Here is a 19,161-nt window from a genome sequence, read left to right as displayed (position 1 = left end):
CATAACAGGTTGGTGACGTCCGGCAATTAGACAAAGGTCATTTGTCGCGCGAACAATTGCAATTCTGATGCAGTCCGGTTATAGAACGGTCATATTCCCGGAAATCAGTGGTTTCATCCCACGCCCGCGACACCGGCGCGGACGCTCAGAAGGATTGTATCTATGGCTCAAACACTGCTCATGCCGAAAGCGACGGCCGTTTGGCTCGTTGACAACACGGCGCTGTCGTTCGATCAGATTGCCACGTTCTGCAAGCTTCATCCGCTTGAGGTCAAGGCAATCGCCGATGGTGAAGCAGCGCAGGGTATTAAAGGTCTCGATCCGATCGCGACCGGGCAGCTTTCCCGCGACGAAATCCAGCGCGCAGAAGCCAATCCAAACCACAAGCTCAAGCTTTCGGAGCCGAAGGTTCGCGTTCCCGAATCCAAGCGCCGTGGCCCGCGCTACACGCCTGTTTCCAAACGTCAGGACCGTCCCAATGCCATTCTCTGGCTGGTGCGCAACCACGCTGAATTGAAAGATGCGCAGATTTCGCGCCTCGTCGGCACCACCAAGTCGACCATCGAGCAAATCCGTGACCGTACGCACTGGAACGCGGCCAATCTGACGCCGATGGATCCGGTCACGCTCGGCCTTTGCAGCCAGATCGATCTCGACCTTGAAGTTGAACGCGCATCGCGCGGTCGTCCGCTTCCGACCCAGGAAGAGCTGGACGCAACCCTCCAGCCGGCAAGCACCACCGAGAAGCTTGACTTCAGCTACGAGCGCGAAGAGGAGAAGGAAATCGACGCCAACGCCGTTTTCGCCAAGCTCTCCTCGCTCAAGTCTACCCGCAAGGACGAAGACGAAGACGACAATTATTGAGACGTTCGATCGGGGTTATCCGCTTTGCGGCAGCCCCAGTCCAGCATCAGCGCTACTTGCATGACAGCCCCGGTTCAAGCCGGGGCTTTTTTGTTGTTGCGACGAGGCCTGAGAAAAGAAAAACCCCCGCAGCGCGAAGCGGCGGAGGTCAGTCTTAGATCACGAGGTCTTTTTATCTTATGCGTGGTTCAACTGCCGCTGTGGCATATTGAGCGACGGCGTGCCGGTCTTCTCATCGTCGTTGACGAGGCCGCTCGCTCTGAGCAGCGATGTGAAACGACCGCCGCGCATGCTGAGCTCATCGAAGGTGCCCTTTTCGATAATCCGGCCATTCTCCATGAACAGCACCAGATCGGCGTCGCGGACCGTCGATAGGCGGTGGGCGATGATGAAGGTGGTACGGTCCTTGCGCAGCGCATCGACCGCATCCTTGACGCGTGCTTCGGTTTCCACGTCGAGCGCACTGGTCGCTTCGTCGAGCACGAGGATCGGCGCATTTTTCAGAACCGCACGGGCGATGGCGATACGCTGGCGCTCACCTCCGGACAAACGGTTGCCGCGCTCACCGACCTGGGTCATGTAGCCATTCAGCCTGCTGTCGATGAAGTCGGTCGCGGCCGCCGCAGTTGCGGCCTGGACGATCTCATCGTCGGTGGCCGTTTCGCGGCCAAGGCGAATGTTGTCGCGGATCGAGCGGTTCAGAAGGCCGGCATCCTGGAACACGGTTGCGATCGAGCTTCTGAGCGACTGGCGGGTGACCGTCGAGATATCGGTGCCATCGACGAGAATCTGGCCCGAGTTGGGGTCGTAGACACGCTGCAGCAGATTGATGAGCGTCGTCTTGCCTGCGCCCGTCGGGCCGACGATGGCAACCGTTTCGCCGGCATTGGCAACGAAGGAGACGTCGTGGACGCCCTGCTTGGTGTTGGCAAAGCCGAAGTTGACATTGCGGAATTCAACCGTGCCTTTGACGTGACCAAGTTCGCCGGCCGAACTCGGTTCTTCACGCTCCTGAACGGAATCTTCGAGCTTGAAGAAGTCCTCGAGCTTGGCGCGGGCTTCGAAAATCTGGCTAACGAAAGCGCGCATCTGGTCAAGGCGACCGATGAGAAGGTTGGCAAAGCCGATAAAGGCAATGACGTCACCCACGCGAAGCTCGCCGTTCTTCACCAGGATCGTACCGATGATCAGGATGATCATCATCGACAGCGTCGAGGCCGTGCGGTTCAGCGCGCTGGCAAACGCCCACCAGTCGAGAACCGGGTACTGGGCACTCAGCAACCGCTCGGTGAAAGACTTCAGAGCCTTGGTTTCCGCTTCGATACGGTTGTAGCTGTGCAGCACCGAGACGTTGCTGATGGAATCGCTCACATGGGCAAAAACGGTGTGGTAATGCTCCTCGACGGAGGCCTGGCCTTCCTTCGTGCGGTTCATCACCCACTTGCCGATGAACCAGTAGAAGATGCCGAGGCCCACCAGCACGAAGCTGAGGCGGATATCCATCGAAAATGCAGTCGGGATCAGCAACGCGACGGCAACGAAGGTTGCCAGATGCGTGCGCATGAATTCGAGCCACAGGCCGAACAGCGTCTCGCTGGCGCGCAGCAGCGTATGCAGCGCGTTGGAGGTACCGCGCTGGTGATGCCAGGACAGCGGCATGGAAATGATACGACCGAAAGCTTCGGTCAACAGCGATGCGCGGCGTCCATGGGCAAGCCGGTCTGCCTCACGCGCCACAGCGACGTAAGCGACCGTGTTGAACAGGCCGAAAGCGCCCCAGAGAATGAGGATATTGGTCGGAACGGAACCCGTGGACAACGCATCGATGATGCGGCCGAAAAGAACCGGCTCCGCAATGGTGATTGCCGCAAGAATAACGTTTGCAATAACGACGATCGTGACCCGCCACTTGTTGGTTGCAAGGTAGCGCAGTGCGCGCGTGTAAACTTGAAACAGTGTCAATTTCCAAATCCCGTCTTCATTTCAGTCGTGCCCGGTTGGGGCGAAACCCTGAAGCCTTGAGCGACAAGGGCGATTGCGGGTTAGGCAAGCAGTTGTTTTATTGCACTTTCTACATGAATGGGCGCTTAACGGGGATTCTCGGCGCGAGGCCAATAGAATCGCAGGTCGGAAATTTGCCGCGAAAGATTGTCAAATCATCATAATTCGCGGATAAGTTTTGTAGTGCTGTGGACTGATTGCAATTTTGTCGTGACAACGCCTGATCCATGAGGGCAGGAGGGCCCCTCTCGCTACGGTCACGATCTATTCGAGTGCCAGGATACGTCTTGAAATGCAGAAGGTATTTGATTTTCTCTACACCCATGCCGAGCCCATGGGAAGGAGCGAGTTTCTTTCCGTTTTTCAAAGCCTCATCAGCCACTACGGGTTCGATCATTACCGTGTCTTCCGCCGCGTCGTCAGCCATGCAAGTGTCACCGACATCACTCTTTCAGAGCACTTGCCGGATGGCTGGGCTGACCTTTACCGCGCCAAGAAATATGTGGAAGTGGATCCGGTCGAGAGAGCGTTCTGCCTGATGCAAGTTCCATTCAGATGGCGTGATGGGATCGCATTTCTGTCGCAGGCGACACATCGCAAACGGGCCTCGGAACTTTTTCAGGATGCGGCGCGCTCTGGATTGGACGAAGGATATGCCTTTCCGATCCATGGTCGCAACGGGTTGCTCGGTGGCGTTTTCATCAGTGGTCGGGGATGCGAGTTTAGCGCGGCAGAGCTTTGCACCCTTGATGCGGCCATGCGCGCCACATTTTGGCGTCTTGCCGAGTTTGCCGGTCACATGCAAGAGCTGCTGGCTCGCCCCAATCTTTCGGTGGCGCAACTGACGCGCCGGGAACGGGATGTGCTGAACCTGCTGGCGCTCGGCAACACCTCCCCGGAGATCGGCCACGCCCTTTCCATTTCGAGCCACACGGTGGATTGGTACATCAATGGTATTCAGCGCAAGCTCGACGCGCGCAACCGTCAGCATGTTATCGCGCTTGCGTTTCGCTGTGGTCTGATTGCCTGACGCATCCAGACGAGCGCACCAGAACCGTGAAGTTGAAAATCGGCCTTTCCAACATCTGATTTTACTGCTTAGTTTCGCGCTGCAGCATGTTGACTTGCTCTAGGTTCTTGGGAGGCCGTTTTGAAGATATCGAAAATTCTCGTTGCCAATCGTTCGGAGATCGCAATCCGCGTATTTCGTGCCGCCAACGAGCTCGGTATAAAAACGGTCGCCATCTGGGCGGAAGAGGACAAGCTGTCGCTTCATCGCTTCAAGGCGGATGAAAGCTATCAGGTCGGTCGCGGTCCGCACCTTGCCAAGGATATGGGACCGATCGAGAGCTACCTGTCGATCGAGGAAGTCATACGCGTCGCCAAGCTGTCTGGCGCAGACGCTATCCATCCAGGCTACGGCCTTCTGTCGGAAAGCCCCGAATTCGTCGATGCTTGCGATGCGGCGGGCATTACCTTCATCGGCCCACGACCTTCAACCATGCGCCAGCTCGGTAATAAGGTAGCGGCTCGCAATCTGGCGATCTCGGTTGGCGTTCCGGTGGTTCCGGCAACTGAACCCCTTCCGGATGATCTCGCCCAGGTTGAGCGCATGGCCGAGGAAATAGGATATCCAGTGATGCTCAAAGCCTCCTGGGGCGGTGGCGGTCGCGGCATGCGCGCCATTCGCAAAAAGGAAGATCTGGCGCGCGAAGTCACCGAAGCCAAGCGCGAAGCCAAGGCGGCCTTCGGCAAGGATGAAGTCTATCTCGAAAAGCTGGTGGAGCGTGCCCGCCATGTGGAGAGCCAGATCCTTGGCGACACGCATGGCAATGTCGTTCACCTCTTCGAGCGCGACTGCTCCATCCAACGCCGTAACCAGAAGGTGGTCGAGCGCGCGCCTGCGCCCTATCTGACAGAAGCGCAGCGTCAGGAACTTGCCAGTTACTCGCTGAAGATCGCATCGGCGACGAATTATATCGGCGCAGGCACGGTCGAATATTTGATGGATGCCGATACCGGCAAATTCTACTTCATCGAGGTCAATCCGCGCATCCAGGTGGAGCACACGGTGACCGAAGTCGTCACCGGCATAGATATCGTCAAGGCGCAGATCCACATTCTCGAAGGTGCAGCCATCGGCACGCCGGAATCGGGCGTTCCCGAGCAGAAGGATATCCGTCTTAACGGCCACGCGCTGCAGTGCCGTATCACCACCGAAGATCCCGAGCACAATTTTATTCCGGACTACGGGCGTATAACGGCCTATCGTTCCGCTTCGGGCTTCGGCATTCGTCTGGATGGTGGCACCTCCTATACCGGCGCCGTGATCACCCGCTATTACGATCCGCTTCTCGTCAAGGTGACCGCCTGGGCGCCGCAGCCGGATGAAGCGATCAGCCGTATGGATCGTGCGCTGCGCGAATTCCGTATTCGCGGCGTGGCGACAAACCTCACCTTCCTTGAGGCTATCATCGGTCACGAGAGCTTCCGGAACAACACCTACACGACGCGCTTCATCGACTCGACGCCAGAGCTTTTTGCCCAGGTGAAGCGTCAGGACCGCGCCACCAAGCTTCTCACCTATCTGGCCGATGTGACAGTCAACGGCCACCCGGAGACCAAGGGCCGCGCAATGCCCTCCGACAAGGCCGTCAAGCCTGTCGTGCCCTACATCGACGCGCCAACGCCGGATGGCACCAAGCAGCTTTTGGACACACTTGGGCCAAAGGGCTTTGCCGAGTGGATGCGCAACGAAAAGCGCGTTCTCGTCACCGACACCACCATGCGCGACGGCCACCAGTCGCTCCTGGCAACGCGCGTGCGCACTCATGACATTTCTCGCGTGGCAAGTGTTTATGCCAAGGCTTTGCCGCAGCTTCTCTCGCTGGAATGCTGGGGTGGCGCGACCTTCGACGTTTCCATGCGCTTTCTCACTGAAGACCCGTGGGAGCGTCTGGCGCTGATCCGCGAGGGCGCGCCGAACCTGCTCTTGCAGATGCTTTTGCGTGGCGCGAATGGCGTCGGCTACAAGAACTATCCAGATAATGTCGTCAAATACTTTGTCCGTCAGGCGGCCAAGGGCGGCGTGGACCTGTTCCGCGTCTTCGACTGCCTGAACTGGGTCGAAAACATGCGCGTGTCGATGGATGCGATCGCCGAGGAGAACAAGCTCTGCGAAGCGACGATCTGCTATACGGGCGACCTGTTGAATTCGGCGCGCCCGAAATACGACCTCAAATATTATACCAACCTCGCAGTCGAGCTGGAAAAGGCCGGTGCCCATATCATTGCCGTCAAGGATATGGCGGGCCTTCTGAAGCCTGCCGCCGCCAAGGTGCTGTTCAGGGCGCTGCGTGAAGCCACCAGCCTGCCAATCCATTTCCACACGCATGACACCTCCGGCATTGCTGCCGCAACAGTGCTCGCCGCCGTCGATGCAGGTGTGGATGCCGTGGATGCGGCGATGGACGCCTTCTCCGGCACCACGTCGCAGCCTTGCCTCGGCTCCATCGTCGAGGCGCTGGCCGGTTCGGAGCGCGATACCGGTCTCGATGCCGAGTGGATCCGCCGCATTTCCTTCTATTGGGAAGCCGTGCGCAACCAGTATGTCGCCTTCGAAAGCGATCTCAAGGGACCGGCATCGGAAGTCTATCTGCACGAAATGCCCGGCGGCCAGTTCACCAACCTCAAGGAGCAGGCGCGCTCGCTCGGTCTCGAAAGCCGTTGGCACGAAGTGGCGCAGGCCTATGCCGATGCCAACAAGATGTTCGGCGATATCGTCAAGGTCACGCCATCCTCCAAGGTCGTCGGCGACATGGCGCTGATGATGGTCAGCCAGGATCTGACGGTGGCCGATGTCGAAAACCCGGAGAAGGAAGTCTCCTTCCCCGATTCGGTCGTCTCCATGCTGAAGGGCGATCTCGGCCAATCGCCGGGTGGCTGGCCAGAAGCGTTGCAGAAAAAGGCGTTGAAGGGCGATAAGCCTTACACGGTCCGTCCAGGCTCGCTGCTGGAAGATGCCGATCTGGAGGCCGAGCGCAAGGCAATCGAAACCAAGCTTGAGCGTCCGGTCGATGATTTCGAGTTCGCCTCTTACCTGATGTATCCGAAGGTGTTCACCGATTTCGCGCTGGCTTCGGAGACCTACGGTCCGGTGTCTGTGCTGCCGACACATGCTTACTTCTACGGCATGGAAGATGGCGAGGAACTGTTTGCCGATATCGAACGCGGCAAGACGCTCGTCATCGTCAACCAGGCGTCGTCGGGCGTCGATGACAAGGGCATGGTCACGGTGTTCTTCGAAATCAATGGCCAGCCGCGCCGCATCAAGGTGCCGAACCGCGCCCATGGCGCAACGGGCGCCGCTGCTCGCCGGAAGGCAGAACCAGGCAATGCCGCGCATGTCGGCGCGCCGATGCCGGGTGTCATTTCCCGCGTCTTCGCCAATGCCGGTCAAGAGGTAAAGGCCGGTGACGTTCTGGTCTCCATCGAGGCCATGAAGATGGAAACCGCGCTTCACGCCGAGCGGGATGGCAAGATCGCCGAAGTGCTTGTTCGCCCAAGCGACCAGATCGACGCCAAGGATTTGCTGGTCGTCTACGCAGAGTAACGAACCGACATCAAGAGTGACAAGAATGCCCGCCATTGTGCGGGCATTTCTGCTTGTAGGTGAGGCATCGCGCATGTATGCATGTTTATACACGATTCTACATGTTGATGCCGAATGTCTAAGATCGATCACTTTGTCAGCGAGCGCCAGACGCTCATCTTCGCCGAGCTGCAAAGCAAGGGGCGCGTTCTAGCGCAGGACCTGGCGCAGACATTCGATGTGTCGGAAGACACGATCCGGCGCGATCTTCGCGATATGGCAGCGCGCGGCCTGTGCGAACGGGTCTATGGCGGCGCACTGATTGCCAGTGGCAAGACCGTGCCACTCAGCCATCGTATGACGGATATGCAGGACCGCAAGGATGCTCTCGGCCAAGCGGCTGCCGCGTGCATCGCGCAAGGAGCGACGATCTTCCTTGATGCGGGTTCCACCAATCTTGCCATCGCCCGGCATCTGCCGGAGGGCGCTGGGCTCACGGTCATCACCAATACGCCGGTTATCGCGGCAGAACTTTCAGGCCGTGCCGACCTGGAACTGATCGTCGTCGGTGGCAGGATCGATCCTGCCGTCGGTGCCGCCATCGATATGACGGCTATTGCGCAGCTGGATGATATGCGGCCGGATCTCTGTATCCTCGGCGTCTGCGGCATGACCGCTGCCGACGGCCTTTCAGCCGATATCTATCAGGACGCCACGTTCAAGCGACTGGCCTGCAAGGCGAGCCGCAGAACTATGGCTGCGATTACCAGCGAGAAGCTGGGCGCGGGAGCCGCCTTCCATGTGGCGCCGCTCAACCCCGATCTCACCCTTGTTCTGGAAGATGACGCCGACGAAGCCTTTGTCCGCGATCTGCGCAGACACAAGCTCGATATTCATCTTGCCGGGCGCAATACCCGTGCCTCATCCCATCCGCATTCACTGAAGGACCAGCCCGCATGACCGGCTCCCCGATGTCCGTCTCCACGGCCCGCACCCCCTATATGACGCGCACACGCTTTGGCGTTTCCCTGCTGTTCCTCATGAATGGTTTCATGATGGGGTCGTGGGCGCCGATGATCCCCGAGTTCGCCAAGCGTCTTTCCCTGAGCGAGAGCGAACTTGGTCTGGTCATTCTCGTCTTCGGTCTTGGCTCGCTTTCCTGCATGCCGGTGGCCGGTTCACAGATCGCCCGTGTCGGCTCGCGCTCGGTCACGCTGTTCTGTGCGGCGATCTTCGTGCCGACGCTGCTTCTCATCACACTCTCCAACACCGTCTGGGCGGGCGTGATCACCGTGTTCCTCTTCGGCGGGCTGACGGGTGCCATGGATGTGGCGATGAATGCCAATGCCGTTGCTGTGGAGCGTGGCATGCGGCGCGCCATCATGTCCTCCTGCCACGCCTTTTGGAGCCTTGGCGGATTGATCGGCGCGGGTCTTGGCGGTTTGCTGATCACCAAGATCGGTATTTACGGCCACGCTATTGCCCTGACCATCATTTCTGCAGCGCTGCTGGCGATCGCTTGGCCGCGCGTGATGGTGGATCGTCCGCATCCGGAAGAAGAGCGCCCGAAAGGCCGCCTGCCGCTCACACCGCTTCCCTGGATCATCGGCCTCATGGCGCTGTTTTCCATGGTGCCGGAGGGTGCGGTGCTTGATTGGGGCGCGCTCTACCTGCGCAACGAGCTTGGTGCGTCGGTTGCCGTTTCGGGCTTTGCCTTCGCCGCCTTCTCCCTCACCATGGCCGTCATGCGCTTTGCCGGCGATCTGGTGCGCGAGCGTCTGGGAGCAGTGCGCACATTGCAGGTCTGCTCGATCATGTCGATCGTCGGGCTTCTGATTGCGGGTACAGCTGGCAACGCGTTCATCGCCATTATCGGCTTTGCCATTGCGGGTATCGGCATTTCCAACATGGTGCCGATTGCCTTCTCCGCCGCGGGCAACATGCCGGGACTGGCGCCGGGGATCGGTCTGTCTGTGGTCACCACCATGGGCTATTCCGGTATTCTCGTTGCACCATCGGCCATCGGCTTCATTGCCGAACATACCGGTCTTGCAACCGTCTTCCTGTTCATTCCGCTTCTGCATGTCGTCGTGCTGCTGCTCTCCAGGCTCGCACGCCATGCGGATGGCGCAAGTGGACACTGAAGACTAGACTTTGCCTGCTCCACTTCATCAAAGCGCTTCCATTGCCCGTGGAAGCGCTTTCGTTTTGGTAAGCTGGCAGACAGGCTCGAATTTCGCCACGATTGCAGTAAACTACCAGTTGACTGCTTCGATGTTGACAAGGCGCTCGCCTTGATCCACCTGAAAGACCACACTCACCGCAGTTGTAGAGACCGTCATGAACGCACACTCCGATTACGATCCGAAGCCACGCCGCGCCTCCGTTGCCGTCGATGTGGGCGGCGTTATCGTCGGCGGTGGCGCACCCGTCGTGGTGCAGTCCATGACCAATACGGATACCGCCGATATCGATGCAACGGTCCAGCAGGTCGCGGCACTGCATCGCGCGGGCTCGGAGATCGTCCGCATTACCGTGGACCGGGATGAGAGTGCTGCCGCCGTTCCGAAAATCCGCGACCGTTTGCTGCGGCTCGGCATGGATGTGCCGCTCGTCGGTGATTTTCATTATATCGGCCACAAGCTCTTGGCCGACCATCCCGCCTGTGCCGAGGCTCTGGCAAAGTACCGCATCAATCCCGGTAATGTCGGCTTCAAGGACAAGAAGGACAAGCAGTTCGGTGACATCATCGAGATGGCGATCCGCTATGACAAGCCGGTGCGCATCGGCGTCAACTGGGGGTCGCTCGACCAGGAACTGCTGACCAGTCTGATGGACAAGAACAAGGAAGCGGGCTTTCCGCTATCGGCTCGTCAGGTCACGCGTGAAGCCATCGTGCAATCGGCGCTGATTTCCGCCGAGCTCGCCGAAGAGATCGGCCTGCCACGCAACCGCATCATTCTGTCTGCCAAGGTCAGCCAGGTTCAGGATCTGATCGCGGTCTATTCCATGCTCTCGGAGCGCTCCGACCACGCGCTGCATCTCGGCCTCACCGAAGCCGGCATGGGTTCGAAAGGCATCGTCGCCTCGTCTGCTGCCATGGGCTATGTGTTGCAACAGGGTATTGGTGACACGATCCGTGTGTCGCTGACACCGGAACCGAATGGCGACCGCACCCGCGAGGTGCAGGTGGCGCAGGAACTTTTGCAGGTCATGGGCTTTCGTCAGTTCATCCCCGTGGTCGCGGCCTGTCCGGGATGCGGGCGCACGACGTCTACCGTCTTCCAGGAACTGGCACAGAATATCCAGAACGACATTCGCAAGAACATGCCGGTCTGGCGTGAGAAATATCCAGGCGTCGAGGCGCTGAACGTCGCCGTCATGGGCTGCATCGTCAATGGCCCTGGCGAAAGCAAGCATGCCGATATCGGCATTTCGTTACCCGGCACGGGTGAGAGCCCTTCGGCACCTGTCTTCATCGATGGCGAAAAGGCGCTGACACTGCGCGGACCGAATATCGCCCAGGACTTCGAGGCGCTGGTCATCGACTATATCGAAAAACGTTTTGGCCAAAAGGACGCGGCAGAGTGAGTAGCGACCGTGAAAATGCCAGAATTGCTGTGTCTTACCTCCAAAAACTCACGGAGCAATGATTTCAATGATCAAGAAGTTTGCTGTTCTTGCGCTTGCCGCAACCTACCTGTCCGCCTGCACCACGACCGACCCCTATACGGGTGAGCAGAAGGTCTCCAACATGGCGGGCGGTGCCGGGCTTGGCGCGCTGGCCGGTGCGGTTGGCGGCCTAGCCATCGGCGGCGGCAACAAGGGCCGCAACGCCCTGATCGGTGCCGGTATCGGCGCGCTCGCCGGTGGCGCGATCGGCGGCTATATGGACAATCAGGAAGCGGAACTGCGCCAGCAGCTGCAGGGTACAGGCGTATCGGTGACGCGCCGTGGCGACAGCATCGTTCTCAACATGCCGTCCAACATCACCTTCGCAACCGATCAAGACCAGGTGATTCCGCCATTCTACCCGACGCTGAACTCTGTGGCGATCGTTCTGAACAAGTTCAACAAGACCTATATCGACGTCAACGGCTTTACCGACTCCACCGGCAGCCTGAACCACAACCAGTTGCTCTCGCAGCGTCGTGCCGCCTCGGTTGCCAATTATTTGGGAAGCCAGGGCGTCGATCAGCGCCGCATATCCACCATGGGCTTCGGCCCGTCGCAGCCAGTGGCATCCAACGCAACGCCCGACGGCCGCGCCCAGAACCGCCGCGTAGAAGTGCTGATCTCGCCGTTGACGCAAAACGGCTGATAGCCTTTTACCTCAATGATCGTTTTCGAAGAGGGCTGCTTTGGCGGCCCTTTTTGGTGTGTGTAGACGGTGTGCAGGCGTGGTAGGCGCTTCAACATCGGCCCGAAAATCGGAATCGATTTTCGGAAAAGCATGATGCGTAGATTAAACAGGATAGAGCGCCTTGGTGCGTCCAGTGAGACGCATGGCGCTCTAGCTCTCAGCTTTTGCGCTCGGCTATGAAGCGGGCCGCTTGCACCAGAATATCGGCCTTCTCTCCGTAGGGGGCCAACAGGGTTGCCGCGTCGCGCACCTGTTCCTGAAGTTTTTCACGCGCCCAGTCTTCCCCGCGTAACGCCACAAGCGTGCCCTTGCCGCGAGCGGCATCCTTGCCGGTGGCCTTGCCCATGGTGGCGGCATCCGAGGTGAGGTCGAGAAGATCGTCGGCAAGCTGGAAGGCGAGGCCGATCTTTTCGCCGAAGCTGCGCAGCGTCTTGCGGTGAGATGCGTCGTTTCCGGCAATGATTGCACCTGCCTCGCAGGCAAAGCGCAGCAACGCGCCTGTTTTCATCGTCTGCAAGGTCACGATGCCCGCTTCATCCGGCGCCTGCTTTTCTGCCGCCAGATCGAGCGCCTGACCGCCTGCCATGCCGCCAATGCCGGCAGCGCGCGAAAGCGCCAACACCAGTGCCGTCTTCTGATCGCCGGTCAGCGGCGTTTGCGGGCTCGCGATAATATCGAAAGCGAGCGTCAGGAGGCTGTCGCCCGCCAGAATGGCTGTGGCCTCATCGAACTTCTTGTGGACCGTCGGCTGGCCGCGACGCAGATCGTCATCGTCCATGGCGGGTAGATCGTCATGCACCAGCGAGTAGCAATGGAGACATTCAAGCGCGGCGCCCACACGCAGCGCTGCAGCCTCATTGCCGTCGAGCAGCCGCGCTGTCTCGATGACGAGGAAAGGCCGAAGGCGCTTGCCGCCGTTCAGCACGCCATGGCGCATGGCATCCAGCAGGTTGGCCGGCCGTGCGATCTCGTCATCACCGACCTTGCCCGTCAGGATCTCTGCCAGCAGTTTTTCCGTGCTTGCCGCGTTGTCGCGCAGCCGTGTCTCGAATGTCATGGCACCGCTTCCTTCCATCTCGCGGCTGTTTGGCATGGGGTAAAAGGGCTGGCAAATGTTTTGTTGAACGGGTGTGGAACTTCGCCCTCGTGAGTAGCCTTGATGGTGCGAGCGGAATATGAAAGGCTTGATCTGAACGAGTGGGGACGGGATGTGAGCAGTACGCCGGAAAGCGAAAGGGAGTATGAGGCGCTTCCCGACGAGGAGAGCAGGCCCAAATTGGATATCAAGAGCCTCGCCAAACGTGTCGGCATGTTTCTGCTGGCGCTGTTAGTCCTGCCCTATCTGCTGATCCCCGTTTATGCCATTCCCTTCATCCGACCCATCTCGACGCTGATGCTTGCCGATCTGGTGACTTTCCAAGGCTACGACCGGCAATGGGTGCCTCTGGAGGATATCTCGCCTCGGCTCATCCAGTCGGTGATGATGTCGGAAGACGGCCAGTTCTGTTTCCATGGCGGGGTGGACTGGAATCAGATGCAGGGAGTCGTCAATGACGCACTGGAAGGCGAGGCGACACGCGGCGCCAGCACCATTCCGATGCAGACGGCCAAGAACCTATTTCTCTGGAACGGTCGGTCCTTCATCCGCAAGGGACTGGAACTGCCGCTTGCGCTCGTATCCGACTTCATCTGGTCGAAACAGCGGATGATGGAAATCTATCTCAACATCGCCGAATGGGGCCCCGGTATCTACGGCATCGAGGCCGCGGCGCAGTACCATTTCAAGGTGCCAGCGTCGAAACTCAGCTCCCGGCAGGCAGCATTGCTTGCCGTGTCCTTGCCGAACCCGATCGATCGCAATGCCAGCAAGCCCGGTCGCGGGATGCAGCGTCTCGCGGGGCTTATCGAGCGCCGGGCAAGAGGCTCCGGCGCTTATGTCGGCTGCGTGCTGGACCGATAGGCTTTAGTCTTTGGTGAAGATGTAATCCGTTTCCTGGCGAAGCGTTTCGCCGGGACGCAGGATCGCTTTCGGGAAGCCTTCGTGATTGATGGCATCCGGCCAGATCTGCGTTTCCAGGCAGAAGCCCGCGAAGGGGCCGTAATGGCGTCCGTCATGTCCCGGAACGGCAGTGTTCAGCTTGAAACCAGAATAGAACTGAACGCCGGGTTCGGTTGTGTGAACATCGAGCGAAATGCCGGAGGCTGGCGCGTGGACATGCGCGACCATGCGCTTGGCCACACGCTCTGCCGAAAGGCAGAAATTGTGGTCGTAGAGCACCTGTTCGCCATGGTCGTCCTTCCGGCTCATCAATGTCGGCTCACGCAGATCGAAGACCGTTCCGGAGACGGAGCGGATTTCGCCGGTTGGAATCTGGCGCTCATCGGTTGGCAGATAATGATCGGCGGCGATTTCGATATGATGGCCGAGGGCGGTCTCTGCGCCGTCGAGATTGAAATAGGAATGCTGGCAGACATTGGCGATCGTCGGCAGGTCGGTCGTCGTCTCATAGACAACCGACAGCACGCCGCCCTCGCGGATCGTGTAGGTTGCCGTCATCGTGCAATTGCCCGGGTAGCCGGCGCGACCGTTGGGATCGATGATCTGCAGCACGACATGGCTTGGTCCGTGCTCCATGATCATCCAGTTGCGCTTGCCCGTGCCGTCGCTTCCGCCATGCAAATGCGACACGCCCTTCTCGTTCAGCTCCAGCTGGTAGTCTTTGCCGTCGATGGAAAACTTGCCGCCACCGATACGATTGGCGTTTCGGCCCGGTGTCGCGCCGAAATAGGAGGAGTATTTCGGATAGTCGTCAAACCCGTCGAAGCCAAGAACCAGCGGCGGCTGATGTCCCTCAAGCCGCAGATCCTGAATGACCGCACCCCAGGTGATAACCTTGGCCGTCAGGCCGCCAGCGCTGATCGTCACCCGTTCGACCTTTTCGCCGGTCGCTGTCAGGCCGAAATTCTCCCGAACGCTTGCGTCACTCATCCGACATTCTCCCTATCGCTCGCAATTTGTGCCGGACGTTGCGCCATTTTGGCGGCTGACGCAACGTCGGAAAATGCGTTTTTCGCAGAAGCGATCGGTCAGGCCGAGGCCTTGCCGATCTCCTCCAATGCGTAAGGGGTCGTCTGATAGATCTCGTTGATCCAGTTGCCGAAGAACAGATGCGCATGGCTCCGCCACCGGTTGAGCGGCGTCAGTGATGGGTCGTTGTGCGGGAAATAATCATGCGGCAGCTTGATCGGCACGCCGGAATTGACGTCGCGGAAATACTCGTCCCCGAGCGAGGTGGAGTCATATTCCACATGGTTAAACATGTAGAGCCGCTTGCCGCGCTTCTCATGCACGAGACACACGCCCATTTCCTCGGATTCCATCAGGATTTCGAGATCGGGATGCTTTTCGATATCGGCGCGGCGCACCTCCGTCCAGCGCGACACCGGCACCTGGAAATCGTCGGAGAAGCCGTTGAGATAGATGGAAGCAGGGCAGAGATTGCGGTGGCGATAGACGCCGAAGGCCTTCTGCTTCAACTCATGCTTCGGCACGCCATGGAAATGATAGATCGCCGCCATGGCGCCCCAGCAGACATTCAGCGTCGAATGGACATTGGTTTCCGTCCAGTCGAAGATTTTCTTCATCTCATCCCAGTAGGTCACGTCTTCATAGGCCAGCGTCTCGACGGGCGCGCCGGTAATGATGAAGCCATCGAACTTGCGGTGACGGACCTCTTCCCATGTCTCGTAGAAGGACAGCAGATGTTCCTCTGGCGTGTTCTTGGCGCGGTGTCCGCCAATCCGCACCAATGAGAGCTCCACCTGCAGCGGCGAGGCACCGACAAGCCGGGCCATCTGGATTTCGGTCTTGATCTTGTTCGGCATGAGATTGAGAAGCCCGATCTGGAGCGGGCGAATATCCTGACGGATCGCCATGGTCTCGGTCATCACCCGTACACCCTCATTGACGAGGGTTTCGAAGGCGGGCAGCGTATCGGGAATCTTGATGGGCATCTCGAACTCTCACGTCCAAACACAAAAAAACCGGCAGCGAAATCGCGACCGGTCCTCGGAAATTGCCTTTTTCCTCGACCCTTTAGCGACTTCTTTAAAGTGGCTGCAAGCCGGTCGGCAAATCACCACTGCTGGCTGTCATAATCCTGTCTGGCTGAAAAATCAATATCGCCGCCTTTTGCGGCGTTTGCGCCTTTCCTTGAGGTGATGTTTCGCGATAAGGCAGGGCATGACATCGGATCATTTCACCATTCTGCTGGGCGGCGATATCGTCGTGACGGAGCGCCTGCGCCGTGCGGTTGCCGGATCGCGGGTGATTGCTGCCGACAGCGGCATGAAACATGCCAGGCCGCTCGGGCTTCAACCTGAATTGTGGGTGGGCGATTTCGATTCCGCCGATGCGTTTCTAGTGCAGGAATGGCCGGATGTGCCGCAACAGCCTTTTCCAGCTGCTAAAGGCGAAACGGATGGCGAGATTGCCGTTTCTGAGGCTTTGGCGCGCGGCGCGAAGCGGCTGACGCTCGTCGGCGCGCTGGCGGGGGAACGCTCCGACCATGCGCAGTTTCATCTGCTTTACGCCGTGGCGCTGGCCGAGCGGGGTTTCGAGGTTATGCTGACCTCCGGCAATGAAGAAGCGTTTCCGCTGATTGAAGGTGAACTTGCCCTCGATCTGCCACGCGGATCGCTGTTCTCGGTGGCGGGATTTACCGCACTTTCCGGTCTCGATATCGAGAGCGCCCGCTATCCCCTCAGTGATTTTGCGCTTGCCTTCGGCTCATCGCGCACTATGTCCAACGTGGCTGAGGGCGACATTCGCCTTCGCCTTAAAAGCGGCAAGGCTATCGTCCTTGCCCGTCCTTACGATCTGACCGGAGCCTGATGCCTTGGCACCCCCCATTCTGAAACTCGACGACATCAAGCTGACCTTCGGCGTGACCCCGCTGCTCGACGGCGCCAATCTGCAGGTGGAGCCGGGCGACCGCATCTGCCTTGTCGGCCGTAACGGTTCGGGCAAATCGACGCTGATGAAGATTGCCGCCGGTCTGGTGGAAGCGCAGTCCGGCGAGGTGTTCCGTCATCCGTCCGCGACGATCCGCTATCTGGAGCAGGCGCCGGATTTCGGCGCTTACGAGACGGTGCAGGCCTATGCCGAGTCGGGTCTGGGGCCGGGCGACGATCCGTATCGCGTCAGCTATATTCTCGAACATCTAGGGCTGACCGGCCAAGAAAATCCTTCGAGCCTTTCCGGTGGGGAAGCGCGCCGTGCCGCACTTGCCCGAGTGATGGCGCCCGAGCCGGATATTCTGATGCTGGACGAGCCGACCAACCATCTGGATCTTCCGACCATCGAATGGCTGGAAAGCGAATTGCAGCAGACGCGAAGCGCGCTTGTGCTGATTTCGCACGACCGTCGCTTCCTTGAGAAGGTGTCGACCGCCACCGTCTGGCTCGATCGCGGCCAGTCCCGCAGGCTCAGCCGTGGCTTCGGCCATTTCGAGGAATGGCGCGACAAGGTGCTGGAAGAGGAAGAGCTTGAGCAGCACAAGCTCGGCAAGGCCATCGAGCGCGAAGAGCACTGGATGCGCTATGGCGTGACGGCACGGCGCAAGCGCAACATGCGCCGCGTCGGAGAGTTGCGCGACATGCGCGCCGCCTATCGCGGCCACAAGGGGCCGCAGGGCTCGGTACAGGCCACAGCCGTGGAAGCGCGCGAATCCGGCAAGCTGGTGATCGAGGCGGAGGCCATCACCAAGGCCTATGGCGATCGTACCATCGTCGCACCCTTTTCGCTGCGGGTGCATCGCGGCGATTGCATCGGTCTCGTCGGGCCGAATGGTGCAGGCAAGACCACGCTGCTCAAGATGCTGACAGGTACGCTCGCGCCCGATAGCGGCACGGTGAAGCTCGGCACCAATCTGGAAATCGCGACACTCGACCAGAAGCGCGAAGACCTCAATCCGAACGACACGCTGGCACATTACCTGACCGACGGTCGTGGTGAAAGCCTGCTGGTCAACGGCGAGCAGAAGCATGTGACCGGCTATATGAAGGACTTCCTCTTCCAGCCGGAACAGGCCCGCACGCCGATCCGCAATCTGTCCGGTGGCGAGCGCGCCCGTCTTATTCTAGCGCGTATCCTGGCAAGACCGACCAACCTTCTCATCCTCGATGAGCCGACGAACGATCTCGATATCGAGACGCTGGACCTGCTTCAGGAAATCGTCGCAAGCTTCTCGGGCACCGTCATTCTCGTCAGCCACGACCGTGATTTCCTTGATCGCACCGTGACCTCGACCATTGCGCCCGCCAATCCGGATGCGCCGGATGGCCGCTGGATCGAATATGCAGGCGGCTATTCCGACATGATGGCGCAGCGTAAGGGTGCGGCAGAAGACAAGAAGCGCTCGGACAAGCAGGAGAAGGCGAAAGTCTCGGCCAATGCCGCTCCCGCTACTGAACCTGCAAAGGGCAAGGGCAAGCTGTCCTTCAAGCAGAAATTTGCGCTGGAAAATCTGCCGAAGGAAATGGAAAAGCTGCAGCAAGAAATCGCCAAGCGCGAAGAGCGAATGGCCGATCCGCAGCTTTTCGCCAAGGACCCCGGCGCTTTCAACAAGCTGGCGGAGGAAATGGCAAAGCTTCGCCAAAAGCTGGAGGTCATGGAGGAAGAATGGCTGGAGCTTGAGATGCTGCGCGAAGAGATGGAAGGCTAGGCCTCTTTGACAGGCGCGTGAATATGGGCTCTGCTTTGTTCCAACAGGGAGGAGCCCGCCCATGCGCATGATCTTCGTCAATATGCCGGTCAAGAATATCGAGACATCGAAAGCCTTCTTCACCGCGCTCGGCTTCAGTTTCAATCCGGAATATTCGGATGAGCGCACGCTGTGCATGATCGTCGAGAAGAACATCTTCGTCATGCTGCTTCAGGAGGAGCGGTTTCGCGATTTCATCAATGGCGAGATTGCCGATGCAAAGAGCAGCACGGAAGTTCTGACCTGCCTATCCGCCTCCAGCCGTGAGGAAATCGACAGCATGTTGAAAACGGCACTCTCTTCCGGCGGGCAGGAGTGGAAGCCGGTACAGAATCATGGCTTCATGTATGCAGGCAGCTTCCAGGATCCAGACGGCCACGTCTGGGAACTCGTGCATATGACGGAGCAGGCATAGCTTCTCGCGTCTTGCCAATAACCGATTGTCACATTACATCTTTTCTCGCTCTAACGGGGTGCTTTGTCTTTCGGGACAAGGCTGAGAGGCGAATGCCAACCCGAAGAACCTGATCCGGTTAACACCGGCGGAGGGATTAGACGGCTTCCATCCAGACGCCTAT

At 59.2% G+C, this 19,161-nt stretch carries 15 protein-coding genes and 2 riboswitches; of the genes, 11 read left to right on the top strand and 4 right to left on the bottom strand.

Annotated elements, in window-relative coordinates:
* Positions 1–162 precede the first annotated feature (162 nt).
* Positions 163–864, top strand: coding sequence for a DUF1013 domain-containing protein (locus ACQZ5M_RS12465; RefSeq protein WP_296019301.1), 702 nt, complete (start codon positions 163–165; stop codon positions 862–864).
* A gap of 177 nt (positions 865–1,041) precedes the next feature.
* On the opposite strand, the gene ACQZ5M_RS12460 is transcribed toward ACQZ5M_RS12465, so the two are convergent.
* The gene (locus ACQZ5M_RS12460; protein WP_449079900.1) at positions 1,042–2,826 is read right to left on the bottom strand and encodes a glucan ABC transporter ATP-binding protein/ permease; all 1,785 of its coding nucleotides are present in this window, start codon (positions 2,824–2,826) and stop codon (positions 1,042–1,044) included.
* A gap of 331 nt (positions 2,827–3,157) precedes the next feature.
* On the opposite strand from ACQZ5M_RS12460, the gene ACQZ5M_RS12455 reads away from it, so the two are divergent.
* The 6 genes from ACQZ5M_RS12455 to ACQZ5M_RS12430 all read left to right on the top strand — a co-directional run bounded on the left by ACQZ5M_RS12455 (position 3,158) and on the right by ACQZ5M_RS12430 (position 11,777).
* Positions 3,158–3,895 (top strand): helix-turn-helix transcriptional regulator, encoded by a 738-nt coding sequence (locus tag ACQZ5M_RS12455; protein ID WP_296019306.1) that lies wholly within the window; start codon positions 3,158–3,160, stop codon positions 3,893–3,895.
* Positions 3,896–4,015: 120 nt separating this feature from the next.
* A complete protein-coding gene (pyc, locus tag ACQZ5M_RS12450; RefSeq protein WP_449079899.1) occupies positions 4,016–7,477 on the top strand; it encodes a pyruvate carboxylase in 3,462 nt (1,153 codons plus the stop codon).
* A gap of 114 nt (positions 7,478–7,591) precedes the next feature.
* Positions 7,592–8,416, top strand: a complete 825-nt coding sequence (locus ACQZ5M_RS12445) for a DeoR/GlpR family DNA-binding transcription regulator (RefSeq protein WP_449079898.1) — start codon at positions 7,592–7,594, stop codon at positions 8,414–8,416.
* The gene (locus ACQZ5M_RS12440; RefSeq protein ID WP_449079897.1) at positions 8,413–9,600 is read left to right on the top strand and encodes an MFS transporter; all 1,188 of its coding nucleotides are present in this window, start codon (positions 8,413–8,415) and stop codon (positions 9,598–9,600) included. Before ACQZ5M_RS12445 ends, ACQZ5M_RS12440 begins: the two co-directional genes overlap by 4 nt.
* A gap of 196 nt (positions 9,601–9,796) precedes the next feature.
* Complete coding sequence (ispG, locus tag ACQZ5M_RS12435; protein WP_449079896.1) at positions 9,797–11,047, top strand: flavodoxin-dependent (E)-4-hydroxy-3-methylbut-2-enyl-diphosphate synthase; 1,251 nt, start codon at positions 9,797–9,799, stop codon at positions 11,045–11,047.
* 67 nt (positions 11,048–11,114) lie between these two features.
* On the top strand, positions 11,115–11,777 hold the full coding sequence (locus ACQZ5M_RS12430; RefSeq protein WP_296013961.1) for an OmpA family protein: 663 nt from the start codon (positions 11,115–11,117) through the stop codon (positions 11,775–11,777).
* A 199-nt stretch (positions 11,778–11,976) separates the two neighbouring features.
* On the opposite strand, the gene ACQZ5M_RS12425 is transcribed toward ACQZ5M_RS12430, so the two are convergent.
* Complete coding sequence (locus ACQZ5M_RS12425) at positions 11,977–12,876, bottom strand: polyprenyl synthetase family protein (RefSeq protein ID WP_449079895.1); 900 nt, start codon at positions 12,874–12,876, stop codon at positions 11,977–11,979.
* Between the two features lie 252 nt (positions 12,877–13,128).
* Between ACQZ5M_RS12425 and mtgA the strand changes: the two genes are divergently transcribed.
* Positions 13,129–13,779, top strand: a complete 651-nt coding sequence (gene mtgA, locus ACQZ5M_RS12420) for a monofunctional biosynthetic peptidoglycan transglycosylase (protein WP_363315912.1) — start codon at positions 13,129–13,131, stop codon at positions 13,777–13,779.
* A 3-nt stretch (positions 13,780–13,782) separates the two neighbouring features.
* Here the strand turns inward: mtgA and ACQZ5M_RS12415 are convergent, their stop codons facing one another.
* Both ACQZ5M_RS12415 and metA read right to left on the bottom strand, forming a co-directional pair.
* Positions 13,783–14,808: an aldose epimerase family protein gene (locus ACQZ5M_RS12415; protein ID WP_296013965.1), complete on the bottom strand. Its 1,026-nt coding sequence runs from the start codon at positions 14,806–14,808 to the stop codon at positions 13,783–13,785.
* A gap of 98 nt (positions 14,809–14,906) precedes the next feature.
* Positions 14,907–15,833 (bottom strand): homoserine O-acetyltransferase MetA, encoded by a 927-nt coding sequence (gene metA, locus ACQZ5M_RS12410; RefSeq protein WP_296073712.1) that lies wholly within the window; start codon positions 15,831–15,833, stop codon positions 14,907–14,909.
* Between the two features lie 62 nt (positions 15,834–15,895).
* Positions 15,896–15,972: riboswitch (SAM riboswitch) on the bottom strand.
* Positions 15,973–16,062: 90 nt separating this feature from the next.
* Here metA and ACQZ5M_RS12405 point away from each other — a divergent pair.
* The 3 genes from ACQZ5M_RS12405 (at position 16,063) to ACQZ5M_RS12395 (ending at position 18,998) form a co-directional block, all read left to right on the top strand.
* Entirely contained in the window at positions 16,063–16,713 is a 651-nt protein-coding gene (locus ACQZ5M_RS12405; protein ID WP_449079894.1) for a thiamine diphosphokinase, read from the top strand.
* Between the two features lie 4 nt (positions 16,714–16,717).
* Positions 16,718–18,544, top strand: a complete 1,827-nt coding sequence (locus tag ACQZ5M_RS12400) for an ABC-F family ATP-binding cassette domain-containing protein (RefSeq protein ID WP_296073708.1) — start codon at positions 16,718–16,720, stop codon at positions 18,542–18,544.
* A 61-nt stretch (positions 18,545–18,605) separates the two neighbouring features.
* Entirely contained in the window at positions 18,606–18,998 is a 393-nt protein-coding gene (locus ACQZ5M_RS12395; protein WP_296073706.1) for a VOC family protein, read from the top strand.
* A 44-nt stretch (positions 18,999–19,042) separates the two neighbouring features.
* A riboswitch (TPP riboswitch) is annotated at positions 19,043–19,151 on the top strand.
* The last annotated feature ends 10 nt before the right edge of the window (positions 19,152–19,161 follow it).

This window comes from Rhizobium sp. 22-785-1 (assembly GCF_053521965.1).
Note: the sequence above shows the minus strand (reverse complement) of the source record. Positions and strands in the feature narration are given on the sequence as shown.

Bases quoted from the DNA above. Each gene is read 5' to 3' on its own strand.
- ACQZ5M_RS12440 (WP_449079897.1), top strand. From the start codon at position 8,413: ATGACCGGCTCCCCGATGTCCGTCTCCACGGCCCGCACCCCCTATATG.
- ispG (WP_449079896.1), top strand. From the start codon at position 9,797: ATGAACGCACACTCCGATTACGATCCGAAGCCACGCCGCGCCTCCGTT.
- ACQZ5M_RS12405 (WP_449079894.1), top strand. From the start codon at position 16,063: ATGACATCGGATCATTTCACCATTCTGCTGGGCGGCGATATCGTCGTG.
- ACQZ5M_RS12445 (WP_449079898.1), top strand. From the start codon at position 7,592: ATGTCTAAGATCGATCACTTTGTCAGCGAGCGCCAGACGCTCATCTTC.
- ACQZ5M_RS12415 (WP_296013965.1), bottom strand. From the start codon at position 14,808: ATGAGTGACGCAAGCGTTCGGGAGAATTTCGGCCTGACAGCGACCGGC.
- mtgA (WP_363315912.1), top strand. From the start codon at position 13,129: ATGTTTCTGCTGGCGCTGTTAGTCCTGCCCTATCTGCTGATCCCCGTT.
- metA (WP_296073712.1), bottom strand. From the start codon at position 15,833: ATGCCCATCAAGATTCCCGATACGCTGCCCGCCTTCGAAACCCTCGTC.
- ACQZ5M_RS12455 (WP_296019306.1), top strand. From the start codon at position 3,158: ATGCAGAAGGTATTTGATTTTCTCTACACCCATGCCGAGCCCATGGGA.
- ACQZ5M_RS12425 (WP_449079895.1), bottom strand. From the start codon at position 12,876: ATGACATTCGAGACACGGCTGCGCGACAACGCGGCAAGCACGGAAAAA.
- ACQZ5M_RS12465 (WP_296019301.1), top strand. From the start codon at position 163: ATGGCTCAAACACTGCTCATGCCGAAAGCGACGGCCGTTTGGCTCGTT.
- ACQZ5M_RS12430 (WP_296013961.1), top strand. From the start codon at position 11,115: ATGATCAAGAAGTTTGCTGTTCTTGCGCTTGCCGCAACCTACCTGTCC.
- ACQZ5M_RS12395 (WP_296073706.1), top strand. From the start codon at position 18,606: ATGCGCATGATCTTCGTCAATATGCCGGTCAAGAATATCGAGACATCG.